Genomic DNA, 12710 nt, shown 5'->3' with positions numbered 1-12710 from the left:
TTGAAGGCGGACCGGATGGCGGGCCGCCTTTTCATTGCTTCGTTACATCCGGAACGCCCGCATATTTTGCGATCGTGCGTGCCAAGAGTGGCCCGGTGAACAAGATAATCAGAAAGCGCCCGGTCTGCATTGCCATGACGAAGGGTAAATCAACATTGCTGGATGCGGCAATGATCGCGACCGAATCGGCTCCTCCAGGACTTGTTGCAAGATACGCGGTAAGGGGATCGACGCCGGTGAGGTAATGAAGTGCCGCTGCCATCAAGCTGCAGAGCGACATCAGAAGAAGGATCGAGCCTGCCACCTGCGGTAAGGCATGTGCCGCATGCCTGATAATCACCCGACTGAAGCGAAGGCCGGTGCTCCAACCCACCATGGCATAGCTGATCGCGAGAAGCCAAATCGGCAGTTCTAGGTTCAGGTAACCCAAAGCTTGCAAAGGCGTTGCAAGAACGAGCGGAACAAGGATGGCGCCGCCTGATATGCGAAAGCGTAGGGCAATCCAAGCACAGAGACAGGCTAGGGCGAGAGTTACACAGAGGTTCAGCCAATTCACTGACGGAAAGAAGTCGATGGCAGGCATGGCGTCCGAATTGCCTGCCGACCATAAGCGTGCGACAACAGAGGCGGCGATCGCAACAAAAACCACGCGAAGATACTGCATGAAGGCAACAAGTCGCGCATCGGCACCATAGGCTTCCGACATGATGACCATTGCCGAGGCTGCGCCCGGCGAGGAACCCCACACGGCGGTCGTGCCGGGCAGGACCTGCCAGCGTGTGAGTGTCCAGGCGAGCAGGGCGGCTGCAATGATAACCGCGAGGATCATTCCCAAAAACAAGGGTGCGCTCGATATCATTGTCCTTAGTATGTCCGGCGATATAGCGTGCGCCATCAATAGGCCGACGATCGTCTGGCAGAAGACGAGCGGCGCACGTGGCACCTTCATATTTCCGCGTCCGATGCCCAACACCAAAAGAATGGCTGCGACCATCGGACCGATAAGAAGCGAGGCAGGAAGACCAGCCAATTCCAGCCCGACGCAAAACAGCGTGGATAAGGTTAGCAGTAGTGCCCATCGCGGCAGCAAGACGTTGTCTGGCAGTCGAAATTCATCCTTCAAGAGCAGTTCCCGGGCAGCTTGTTGGCTACAAGATTGGAAATGTGGGGCGGCAGCTTCATGTGCCGTGGCCGCAAAGATCTGAAGTTGCAGTAGCTCGCCTATATGGCGGGTTCTACGACGAGGTCAATTCTCTGCTGGTCCATGCGCACGGCTTGATGCTTCGTACAATGAGCGGCTGATATCGGGCGAGCTTGCCACAATCCGGTTAGACGAACCGAAGGGCGGGGAAGTGATGTTGCGGAATTTTCGTTTTTCTGTTCCATCTTTTAGAGACGAACCAAGGAGAATACGGCCATGGCGCTGAAAGATGCTCAAGTTGGAACACGGAACGAGGCGGGCATTGCCACCGTCATCGGCTCTTTGAAACAGAGCTATGGCGAGCGTTTTCAGACCGGCGAGGCTTTCCGCGCCCAACACGCCCACACAACGACCTATATACCCTCCCAGGTGCCGGACGGTGTCTTTTTCCCTGAAAAGTCCGATGAGGTGAAAGCCGTTGTGAGCTTGTGTGCACAGCATCGTGTTCCGCTCATCCCGTTCGGAACGGGGTCTTCGCTGGAGGGGCAGGTTAATGCACCTTATGGGGGTATATCCATCGATTTCCAGAAGATGAGGCGCGTTCTTGAAGTCAATTCTGAGGATCTCGACTGCACGGTGGAGCCGGGAATCACGAGAGAGGAGCTCAATGTCTATCTTCGTGACACTGGCTTGTTTTTTCCGATCGACCCCGGCGCAAACGCATCGATTGGCGGAATGACATCGACGCGCGCTTCCGGCACGAACGCTGTCCGTTACGGCACGATGAAGGATAATGTTCTCGCCGTGACTGCCGTAACGGCCAATGGAGAAGAGGTTCGAACTGCTCGGCGGGCCCGGAAATCTTCGGCCGGATACGATATGACGAGATTGTTCGTCGGCGCAGAGGGCACGCTGGGCGTGCTGACATCCATCACCTTACGGCTGCACGGCATTCCACAGATGATCGGCGGCGGCGTCTGCTCGTTCCCAACGATCCGACAAGCTTGCGATGCCGTCATCATGACAATCCAGCTCGGCATCCCCGTCGCTCGCATCGAACTGCTCGATGCTCTGCAAATGAAATGTTGCAATGCCTATTCGGGTCTCAGCTACGAGGAGACGCCGACGCTTTTCCTAGAGTTCCACGGCTCTGAAGAAACGGTGGCTCTGCAGTCCGCGCAATTTTCCGAAATTGCCGCAGAGTGTGGCGGCGGCACATTTCACTGGACGGTCAATGCCGAGGAGCGGACGAAGCTCTGGAAGGCGCGGCACGACGCCTATTGGGCGTCCCGCGCGCTTGCGCCGCAGCTTGCTGCGCTATCCACGGATGTATGCGTGCCGATCTCTCAGCTGTCTGACTGCATCACGCAAACGCAGGAGGATATTGCTGAGCACGGCCTTCTCGCCATGATCGTCGGCCACGCAGGGGATGGCAATTTTCACGTGTTGCTGCTCTTTGACGACAAGAGCACTGAAGCCATTCAGCAGGCCGAGGCTTTCGTCGAGAGACTGAACAATCGAGCCTTGGGCATGGATGGAACCTGCACCGGCGAACATGGCATAGGTCAGGGAAAAATGGCATTCATGGCGCAGGAGCTTGGGGGCACTGTCGACCTGATGCGGCAGGTCAAGCGTGCGCTAGATCCCATGAACATTTTCAATCCGGGCAAGATATTTCATCTCTGACGAGCGGCGACATCATTTGTCTGACACATGCGGTTCTTGTTCCGCGAAGAGGCGCGGATCAGAAACCTAGCCTTCGTCAAGATGTTAGACATGAAGTCGCCGGAAAAGCGCTTACACTTTCGGCCTTGATGTTCTAGTGTCGCGCCCATTCGAATGGAGAATCTCTGACGTGGTAGGCCGCATTCTGATCTTTGTGGGGGCCGTTATTGTCGTTGCGCTTTTTGCAGCGCTGCTTGCACCAGTCTTTATCGACTGGACCGGCTTTCGGAAAGATTTTGAAGATCAGGCAAGCCGTATCATCGGCAAGAAGGTAACCGTTCACGGAGCGGTCGACGCAAGACTTTTGCCCTTCCCATCGGTAACCATGCACGACGTGCGCGTGGGCACGCAGGAGGACGGGCAACCTGTCGTTACTGTCGAGCAGTTTTCCATGGATGCCGAGCTTGCGCCATTTTTGTCAGGCGAAGCGCTCATCTTCGACATGCGGATCGTCAATCCGAAAATGACCTTACGCCTTTTGAAGGATGGCACGCTTGACTGGATGCGTGGCAGCCAGCCTGAAATACCGGCCAAGACCGTCGTGCTGGAGCATGTCAAGGTTACCGGCGGTGACATTGCCTTCATCGACAACCAATCCGGACGTAATAGGCACATTTCAGGTTTGAACGCGGACATGTCGGCAAAATCGCTGGCCGGGCCGTGGCGCATCGAGGGAGACGCTTCGCTTGACGGCCATCACGGCAACTTTCTGTTGTCGAGCAGCCAGCCGGACGACAGCGGTGTCTTGCGGCTGAGGACCCGGCTGCAACCCGATCAAAACCCTGTCACTCTCGATCTTGATGGCGAGTTGAAGCTCGTTTCGAGTCGTCCGAACTATCAGGGCACCTTTGCTGCGACGATGGACAATCGCGGAGAGGCAAAATCTGCTGACAAGAACGAGCAGCTCCCTCGGGCGAAGGGGCGGTTTGAACTGACAAACGAGAGTATACGGCTACCGGAATACCGGCTTGAAGTCGACAAGCTCGACGATCCCTATGTTGTGACGGGCGAGGCGACGCTCGATACCGGGACCAATTCGCAGTTCTTGCTGACAGCGAACGGTCAGCAGATCGACGTCAATCGAATTGGCAATCAAGGGGCAAGCGGCAAGACCTCACGAGATCCAACGCTTTCAGCGCGTCAGCGGCTTAATTCTTTGGTACAGATCGTGTCGCAAATTCCCATTCCTCAGGTCCCTGGGACGGCGACAGTGCGTCTGCCGGCGATCGTAGCCGGCGACACAACGATCAGAGACGTTCGGCTCGATCTTGCGCCTGCAGGGAACGGCTGGAAAATCGACAATGCCGTTGGCATGCTTCCTGGCCGGACCGAGGTGGAAGGCAAAGGGCTCCTGATGCTGCGCGGTGCGCCCTCTTTCAATGGGCAGATCACCGTTGCATCCAATCAACCAACCGCTTTGGCAAATTGGCTTTCCGGCTCCGTCGATCCTGCGATACGTCCATTGAGACAAGCGGGCTTTACGGCCGATGTGAGTTTGACGCATGAACGCCAGCGTTTTGACAATCTCGAAATTGCTATTGGGCCTGCGAGTCTGAAGGGATCTTTGGAACGCAATGTTCCCGCCAATCAAACGCCAACGCTCGACGTCGCCCTGTCAGGGGATGCTCTTGATCTTGATGCGCTAAAGGCGCTGACGGGCCTCTTCACGGGGCAAGACGCAGGCGACAATGTGCTGGATCATAAGATCCACGCGCAATTCAAAGCCGGTAAACTCAGCGTTGCAGGTGTCGAAGCGGGAGACGTAGAAACGAGCTTCACCATCGCCGACGGTGCCCTGTCGATCGAGCGCCTTTCAGTCAAGAATTTTGCCGGCGCTGAAATTACCGGAACGGGCCGCGCAGAGGGCTCGCTTCTGGATTATCGCGGCTCTGGCGAATTTACATTCAAGTCTGCCGACCCGGGACCGTTCCTGGCTATGCTGCAACAGCATTTGCCGCATCACCCCGTTATGGACCGACTGGAGCGAAACTCCGCGTGGTATGCGAATACGGCCCTGCGGGGTGCGCTGACCCTTGGCGCAAATGATGGCGATGGGCTGACCGTCACCCTTGCAGGCGTTGCCAATGGAAGCCGTGTCAATCTCGACTATCGGATGTCCGATCTTCTTGCGTTCGACGGTAAGGGGACGACGACGCTGGAAGCGACGCTGGAAAATGCAACAACATCTATCTTGTTCGGCCAGGCCGGCCTCGATCCGCTGCCAATCAATGCAGACTCCAATGGCCGCCTGACGTTGAAAGTGCAGGCTGACGGCAGCAATCCGGCCGACGCGGCACTTACTTTTGCGACGGATAAGACGTCCTTCACAGCAACGGGCAAGGTCGACGTTCGCCCGGAAAGCTTCCTGAACGGCGAGTTGAATCTGGCGTTGGAGAGTGGCGACATCGGTCCTTATTTGCTGATGAATGGGATTGCGGTTCCGCAAACCGGCGCAGGGACACCCTTCAAACTGCAAACGAAGGCGTCGGTCTTCGCCGATAAGATTGCCCTTGAGGATCTCAAAGGACAGGCCGCCGACAATGGATTTTCCGGTGTGCTTGGGGTGAACAGAAAATCGGATCGTGCAAGCATTACCGGAAATTTGGCGCTTGCCAAGACGGATGCTGCTTGGCTCGCCGAAGCCGTTTATGGGCCGCTCACAGATCCATCGAACGGGACGTTGTCCGCCAATCCCTTGGCTAAGCCAACATTCCGCGATCTCGATGTGGCCCTGAAGTTGTCCGTCGGTCAGTTCTGGGCAGGCTGGCCCCAGCCAATCACAGGCTTTGGTGCGGATCTGGTTTATCGGGGCGATGAACTTCAGCTAAGAAACATTGGCGGCGAGTGGGACGGCGGACGTCTCAGCGGGAATGTGCTGTTCAGCAATGCGGACGGCACGGGAATCTTGCAAACAAAACTTTCTCTGGCAGATGCCGATCTCGGTGGCATGGTCTGGACACGGGACGGCTCGCCATTGGCCACAGGAAAGTTCGGCCTGTCGCTGGCGTCCGAAACATCTGGCAAATCGGCAACCGAAATGGCAGCGGCGCTAAGCGGGACTGGGCAGTTCGACCTCGGAAAGACCAATATTCGCGGCATGAACCTATCAATCTTGCCGCCATTGATTGCCGCGACCGATCCGATGCAAGATCAAATCAATGCAGGTCGAATTCATCCGATCGTCGAAACGCTGCTGAACAACGGCGAAGCCGAGCTGCCTCCTGCGACCATTCCATTCAACCTGTCGGGGGGCATCATGCGAGTTCAGAACGTTGCCGCTGAGAACGATCTTGCGACTGTTAATGGCGAGGCGCAGATCGATCTTGTCAAGAAGCGCTTGAATGCGACGATTGGGATCGTGCTGAAGGCTAGCAATGATGCATTGCCTGGCGCTCAACCCGCCATCAAGCTCAATTTCTCTGGTCTCCTTGCCTCGCCGGGACGGACGATAGATGTCACGGATCTTACTGGCTATCTCTCGCTTCGCGCCTTTGAGCGCGAGCGCCGTCGTGTTGAGCGGCTGCAATCCAACCTTCAGGAGAAGCAGCGACTGAGACGAGAGGTCGCGCTTTATCGGTTCAATGATGCCGAGCGCCAGAAAAAGGCTGCCGAGATCGAGGCTTTACGAAAGGCGGAAGAGGAAAGGTTGAGGGCGCTCGCCGAAGAGGCCGCCAAACAGAAGGCTGATGCCGATGCTGCCGCGAAGGCAAAGGCAGCTGCCGATGAGGTGCGCCGTGCCCAGCAGCAAGCGCCGGCTTCACCTCCTGCTACCCCGCCGTTAAATCTACGTTTTGACCGTGCACCCGGCATGCCGGGCGTCGAGATGCCGCAGTGAGCAACGAAGGAACCAGCGCAGCGCGTTCTCACCAAGGCGTAAACTGGCGCGCTTTTTGATCCCGACATCTGTGCTGCGCTGCAGACAGGTGCCGATTTAGACTTGCGTCTTCGTCTGCCGTTTGATCGTTTCCAGTACATGAAGCCTCAACGCCGAAGACAGATTATGATCCTCCTGTCTGCGGTCGTCGATCTCAGCAATGAGAGCGGCTAGGGGAATGGCTCGGTCGGATGCAATTGCTTTCAGCTCGTTCCAGAACGCATCTTCCAGAGTAAGACTCGTCCTATGACCGTGAAGGCTGATGGAGTGTTTGCGGATCATGAGACGCTTTTCGTCATGCAAAGCAATTCTCAAAATGAGTCAGGAAATATGCGGAAAGATTTGATCTGGAATATTTTCTCTGCAAGGCTAAACAGTGAATTTCGGACGAGATCAGATTGCGAGAGGCAAAGGCCGTACTTGAGTCTCAGTTCTCGTCGTCATTTTGTTGGAGACGTCCCGCTTCGTGATTTTTCGTAGCTTTTTCGTTCAAAGCTTTTGACAGGCTTTTTTGCGCCTTAGTGCGACCGAAGGTAATTCGGTTTTGTTCGGCCTGCTTTTCTTTCTCGCTACGTGCCTGCTTCTTCTTGAACTGGCGTAAATTGACGATGTCGGCGCACATGTCCAGTAGTCCTTGCGTTCGCATCACGCGGTGAAGAAAAGGGGGCCTCAGCCCCCTTGCAATCACTGCTTCTTACGGAATGCATCCAGAGATACAACGGATCCTTCTTTCTTTTCCTCACCCTCAGTTGGGTTTGGAGCCTTTTCGGAAGGCTCGTCCTCCTGCAAGGGATAAGCGGTAATTTCGGCGTCGGTCTGTCCTTCGGCCTGCGCAGCAGGCATGTCGAATTCGAGCTCGAAATTCACCGAAGGATCGTAGAATCCTCTGATCGCGTTGAAAGGGATGACCAGCTTTTCAGGCACATCCGAAAAGGACAGGCCAATTTCAAAGCCACCTTCCGTCACCTTCATGTCCCAAAACTGGTGCTGGATCACGATCGTCATTTGCTCGGGATATTTCGACTTCAGTGCTTGTGAAATACGAACGCCCGGCGCGCCTGTCAGGAAGGTGATGAAGAAATGGTGGTCGCCAGGCAAACGGCCCGTCGTTGCAACTTCAGACAAGACCTTACGGATCACGCCACGCAATGCGTCCTGTGCCAGAATGTCGTAACGGATATGATCCTGCCCCATGCTTTCCTGTCTTTCGCTCGTTTTAAGACGTCTTTTGAATTGCTGTTATATGACATGATGCGAGGCAGGTGGGAAGTGCGCTGCAGCATTCATGTGCGACTGAACATATATCAAATCATTGATCGAAAGAAGGTGGAGGCTTCTGTTGCCAGGTGCCTCCGGACCCCGCCTTAAGGGGCTAACCCTAAGGACTTAGGTCGGAATTCTCACACCGCCATTAGGCAGCGAGAGCATATTCCTTAGCGTTGTTGTCGTTTGCAACTACACTTGTGACCCGATAACGGTGGTATCATACCGAGCACAGCTTTTGTCTTTCAATGCCAGTCGATCCCATTTCGCCCCCATCAACAGCCGTCGCGGCCGACGGTTCTTGGTGGAGGCGGCGGCTTCGAAGCCGCGTCCTGTACATCTATTGCACAAAAGGTTTAGCGCCATAGTCTCCCGAAGGAGCGGGATTTATGTAGGGGGGATCGTGATTTATTGCAATATGCCTGAGGAGCGCCGACCGAAAATCTCCTGGCGCGAATCTTCGTTCGCATATGCATTCAGCATGAAGGCCGTTCACCGCATAGGCATTCCGCGCTATAGCGCGATGATCAGTTTAGGATTGGAAACCCGTGATGACCGACACCGTTCTTTCCCGATTTCTCCGTTATGTGACGATCGATACACAGTCCGATCCGGCCTCTGCAAGCCAGCCTTCGACCGAAAAACAGAAGAACCTGGGACGAGTTCTCGTTTCCGAGTTGAAGGGAATCGGGGTTGTCGACGCCGAGCTCGACGAGAATGGCTACATCTATGCAACGATTCCTGGGACGAGCAGTAAAAACGTTCCGGTCATCTGCTATTGCTCGCATATGGACACCGCTCCCGATTTCACGGGCACCAACGTGAAGCCGCAGGTGATCGAGAATTACCAAGGTGGCGATATCGTGCTGCCGATGGATCGCGAACGCGTCATCAGGTTCGCTGAACATCCCGCGCTCGCCGATCAGATCGGCAACGATATCGTGACAAGTGACGGAACTACCCTGCTTGGTGCAGACGACAAGGCGGGCATTGCCGAAATCATGACGGCTGCGAAATTCCTCATCGACAATCCGCAAATCAAGCATGGAGCGATTCGCATTCTTTTCACGACGGATGAGGAAATCGGTCGCGGCGTGGATAAGGTCGACCTTGTAAAGCTCGGCGCCGACTTTGCTTACACGGTTGACGGAGAAACGGCGGGCCATATCGAAGATGAGACTTTCTCTGCGGATGGAATGGAAATCGCCATCAGCGGTGTTGCTATTCACCCTGGCTTCGCAAAGGGCAGGATGGAGAACGCCATCAAGATCGCCGGCGATATCGTTGCCCGGCTTCCGAAAAATCTTTCTCCAGAGACGACGGAAGGCCGTGAAGGCTTCATTCATCCCGTGGCTGTAACCGGTTCGATGGAAAGCGCCTCCATAAAGCTGATCGTGCGCGATTTTGAAGAGCAGGGGTTGGCAGAAAAAGAAGCCTTAGTCGAGACGCTCGTCAAAAAGGTGATGATGGGGTACCCGGGTTCGACGGCCAAGACCACCGTCAAGGTGCAGTATCGCAATATGAAGCAGGTTCTCGATCAGCACCCGCAGATCGTCGACAATGCAGTTGAGGCCATCCGTCGTGCTGGAATGCAACCGGTGAAGGGCAGTATTCGCGGCGGGACGGACGGCTCGCGTCTATCTTTCATGGGACTCCCCACAGCTAATTTGTTTGCTGGCGGTCACGCCTTCCACTCGCCTTTGGAATGGGTCAGCCGCCAGGATATGGAGAAAGCGGTCACGACATTGGTCGAGCTTGCAAAGCTTTGGGAGGAGCGTGCCTGACGTTCTTGTGAATCATCTTGCTTTGGAATGCGATCGGCTTGCTCTTCGCTGACAAGCTCGTCAGTATCCGCCGCGTTACAGGAAGGACGTGAATGGCCCGGCATCCCGAATACCAATATCTTGATGTGGTGGAGCATCTCCTGACGAAAGGGGATCGCCGCATCGATCGCACTGGCGTGGGCACCTTGGCAATGTTCGGTGTGATGCTGCGTTTCGATATGTCGAATGGCGATTTCCCAGTCTACACAACAAAGCGCGTCTATTGGAAGACGGCGATCAAGGAGATGCTCTGGTTCTTGACGGGGCAGACGAATATTCGCTCGCTCTTGCAAGATAATGTCCGCATCTGGAGCGACTGGCCGCTGGCAAAGTACAGAAAGACGACGGGCGAGGACATCTCCCAGGACGACTTCGAAGCACGCATTCTTGCCGACGAGCAATTCGCCTTGCAATGGGGCGACCTTGGGCCCGTCTATGGCAAACAGTGGCGACGCTGGCTTGGTCCCGATGGGCGTGAACACGATCAGCTGGCTGACGTGATTGCGACGCTCAAGAGCAATCCGACCAGTCGGCGCATGCTCTTTCACGCCTGGAATGTGGCCGAGCTGGACAAGATGGCGTTGCATCCGTGCCATATGACCTATCAGTTCTTTGTCAGCGACAGCAAGCCGTATGCCGCTATCGGCGAGCCGAAAGGAAAGCTCTCCTTGATGGTTGGCCAAAGATCAAACGATATTGGTCTTGGTAATCCATTCAACGTGTGCCAGCAGGCCGCTCTGCTTGCGATGGTGGCGCAGCAGGTCGATATGATCCCCAACGAGTTGATTTGGGCGGGTGGGGATGTTCATCTTTATCTCAACCATGTCGAGATGGCGCAAACGCTTTTGTCCCGTGCGCCGCGGCCCTTTCCCAAGCTAGCGTTGAAGCGCCGACCGGGCAGCATCGACGGCTACAGGATCGAAGATTTTGATGTGACGGGTTATGATCCTCACCCACCTATCGAAGCGCCGGTTGCAGTGTAAGCGCGGCCAAGCTTCAGCGGCGCAAGGCGCAGGATGCTTCTAGATTGGAAGGAGGGGAAACGTGTCAGCCATTCGAAAATCAATCCTGGTCGCGCATGCCCAAAATGGGACGATCGGCCGGAACGGCGTCATGCCTTGGCGACTTTCAACAGATCTCAAACGCTTGAAGGCACTTACGATCGGCAAGCCGATCATTGTCGGACGCAAGACTTTCGAATCCTTCCCCAAGCCTCTTCCGGGTCGCCCACATGTCGTGGTTTCAAGACAGGCAGTCATCGACCATCCCCAGGTCTCGACCGTTCGAGTGCTTGATGATGCTTTCGTGAAGGCTGAAGAGCTGGCAAAGACGTTAAACGAGAATGAGATTTTCATCCTTGGAGGCGGAGAAATCTACCGGCAGTCTCTCGGTGTCGCCGATAGGCTCTACGTTACCCATGTCGATGCAGAGCTGGAAGGCGATGCCTTTTTCCCGGAACTCGATCCGAGTGTCTGGAAAGTTGTCGAGCAAACTACGGTTCCCGCTGGCGAGAAGGATGATTATCCCACTCAGTTTGTCATTTATGACCGCGCCTAATCGCCGCGGGCTACGAATGTTTTCCTCCCTTTGCAGCCCCGGTAGAGGGCGTTTCGGTTTCCTAATGTGAATTTTTCCTGCACTACGCTAACTATATTCGACTTAAAGTGAAATCTGGTGGCCGCTCGCGCGTTGAAAGCAGGGCAGCCGATACCTATAACGGGTCAAGATGCGAGGAGCCGTTGCCCCCACGGCGCCTTTTCATCATAAGACCAACGAACAAGAGGTTTTGATGCCCTGGAGCAATCAGAATGGCGGCGGCGGCCCATGGGGCGGCGGCGGCGGTAATAATCAGGGACCATGGGGGCAGGGGCCAAACCGCCCGCGCGGCGGTGGTGGTGGAAAGGGCGGACCGCCCGACCTGGAGGAGATGATTAAACGCGGCCAGGATCAGCTGCGCAATATCGTCCCCGGTGGTTTCAACGGAGGCGTCACCGCCCTCCTGGGCGTCATAATTCTGGCGTTCTGGCTTTTCCAATGTATTTACGTGGTTCAGCCCGACGAAAGAGGCGTCGAGTTGCGGCTCGGCACGCCAAAGGACGAGATTTCGACACCCGGCCTGCACTTCCATTTCTGGCCGATCGAGACGGTCGAAATCGTGAAGGTCACGGTCCAGCAGCAGAATATTGGCGCGACGTCCGCTTCCTCGCAAAACGGCTTTATGCTGTCGGGCGACCAGAACATCGTCAACGTTCAGTTCGCGCTGTTCTTCACGATCAGCGATCCGAAGTCATATCTCTTCAAGCTGGAAAATCCTTCTGAGACATTGCAGCAGGTCGCAGATAGCGCGATGCGCGAGGTGGTGGGACGCAGACCTGCGCAGGATGCTTTCCGCAATAATCGCCAGCCGATTGAGACAGAGGTCATGGCAATCGTGCAGGACACGATGAACCGTTACGGCGCGGGCATCACCGTCACCGGCGTGACCATCCAGAACGTGGCGCCGCCTCGTGAAGTGGCCGATGCATTCGAAGAGGTGCAGCGCGCCGGCCAAGACAAGGACAGCCTTGTCGAAGAAGCCAATCAATATGCCAACCAGAAGCTTGGTCAGGCACGCGGTGACGCTGCGCAGATCAGAGAAGCGGCTGCCGCTTACAAGGATCGCGTCGTGAAAGAAGCAGAGGGCGAGGCGCAGCGCTTCACGTCAATTGCTGACGAATATGCAAAAGCGCCCGATGTCACTCGTAAGCGTCTATTCCTAGAAACGATGGAGCAAGTCCTGAAGAACGCGAAGAAGGTCATCTTGGATGATAAGTCGGGGGCCGTGCCATACCTGCCGCTGAACGAGATCGGCAAGCCGGCGCCACGTCAGGGACAGGAAGGCTGA

The 12710-nt window shown here is 55.8% G+C and carries 10 protein-coding genes and 1 other RNA gene; 6 read left to right on the top strand and 5 right to left on the bottom strand.

What is annotated here, in order from left to right; all coding sequences use genetic code 11:
* Positions 1 to 31: 31 nt before the first annotated feature.
* On the bottom strand, positions 32 to 1129 hold the full coding sequence (locus VQ830_RS04980; protein WP_438617320.1) for an AbrB family transcriptional regulator: 1098 nt from the start codon (positions 1127 to 1129) through the stop codon (positions 32 to 34).
* 288 nt (positions 1130 to 1417) lie between these two features.
* Between VQ830_RS04980 and VQ830_RS04975 the strand changes: the two genes are divergently transcribed.
* Together VQ830_RS04975 and VQ830_RS04970 are read left to right on the top strand one after the other, a co-directional pair.
* Positions 1418 to 2827: an FAD-binding oxidoreductase gene (locus VQ830_RS04975; protein WP_337266961.1), complete on the top strand. Its 1410-nt coding sequence runs from the start codon at positions 1418 to 1420 to the stop codon at positions 2825 to 2827.
* A gap of 169 nt (positions 2828 to 2996) precedes the next feature.
* Positions 2997 to 6701 (top strand): AsmA family protein, encoded by a 3705-nt coding sequence (locus tag VQ830_RS04970; RefSeq protein ID WP_337266960.1) that lies wholly within the window; start codon positions 2997 to 2999, stop codon positions 6699 to 6701.
* A 96-nt stretch (positions 6702 to 6797) separates the two neighbouring features.
* On the opposite strand, the gene VQ830_RS04965 is transcribed toward VQ830_RS04970, so the two are convergent.
* The 4 genes from VQ830_RS04965 to ssrA form a co-directional block, all read right to left on the bottom strand.
* On the bottom strand, positions 6798 to 7022 hold the full coding sequence (locus tag VQ830_RS04965) for a ribbon-helix-helix domain-containing protein (protein ID WP_337266959.1): 225 nt from the start codon (positions 7020 to 7022) through the stop codon (positions 6798 to 6800).
* Positions 7023 to 7167: 145 nt separating this feature from the next.
* Positions 7168 to 7362, bottom strand: a complete 195-nt coding sequence (locus VQ830_RS04960; RefSeq protein ID WP_337266958.1) for a DUF4169 family protein — start codon at positions 7360 to 7362, stop codon at positions 7168 to 7170.
* A gap of 62 nt (positions 7363 to 7424) precedes the next feature.
* Positions 7425 to 7934 (bottom strand): SspB family protein, encoded by a 510-nt coding sequence (locus VQ830_RS04955; protein WP_337266957.1) that lies wholly within the window; start codon positions 7932 to 7934, stop codon positions 7425 to 7427.
* Between the two features lie 131 nt (positions 7935 to 8065).
* Positions 8066 to 8424, bottom strand: a transfer-messenger RNA (tmRNA) gene (ssrA, locus tag VQ830_RS04950).
* A gap of 130 nt (positions 8425 to 8554) precedes the next feature.
* Here ssrA and pepT point away from each other — a divergent pair.
* From pepT to hflK, 4 genes are all read left to right on the top strand, one after another.
* Complete coding sequence (gene pepT / locus VQ830_RS04945) at positions 8555 to 9787, top strand: peptidase T (RefSeq protein WP_337266956.1); 1233 nt, start codon at positions 8555 to 8557, stop codon at positions 9785 to 9787.
* Between the two features lie 92 nt (positions 9788 to 9879).
* Positions 9880 to 10809: a thymidylate synthase gene (thyA, locus tag VQ830_RS04940; RefSeq protein ID WP_337266955.1), complete on the top strand. Its 930-nt coding sequence runs from the start codon at positions 9880 to 9882 to the stop codon at positions 10807 to 10809.
* Between the two features lie 61 nt (positions 10810 to 10870).
* On the top strand, positions 10871 to 11383 hold the full coding sequence (locus VQ830_RS04935) for a dihydrofolate reductase (RefSeq protein WP_337266954.1): 513 nt from the start codon (positions 10871 to 10873) through the stop codon (positions 11381 to 11383).
* A 232-nt stretch (positions 11384 to 11615) separates the two neighbouring features.
* Positions 11616 to 12710 carry an FtsH protease activity modulator HflK gene (gene hflK, locus VQ830_RS04930; RefSeq protein ID WP_337266953.1) on the top strand — a complete coding sequence of 365 codons (1095 nt, stop codon included), beginning with the start codon at positions 11616 to 11618 and terminating at the stop codon, positions 12708 to 12710.

This window comes from Oryzifoliimicrobium ureilyticum (assembly GCF_037199735.1).
Taxonomy (GTDB): domain Bacteria; phylum Pseudomonadota; class Alphaproteobacteria; order Rhizobiales; family Rhizobiaceae; genus Rhizobium; species Rhizobium ureilyticus.
Note: the sequence above shows the minus strand (reverse complement) of the source record. Positions and strands in the feature narration are given on the sequence as shown.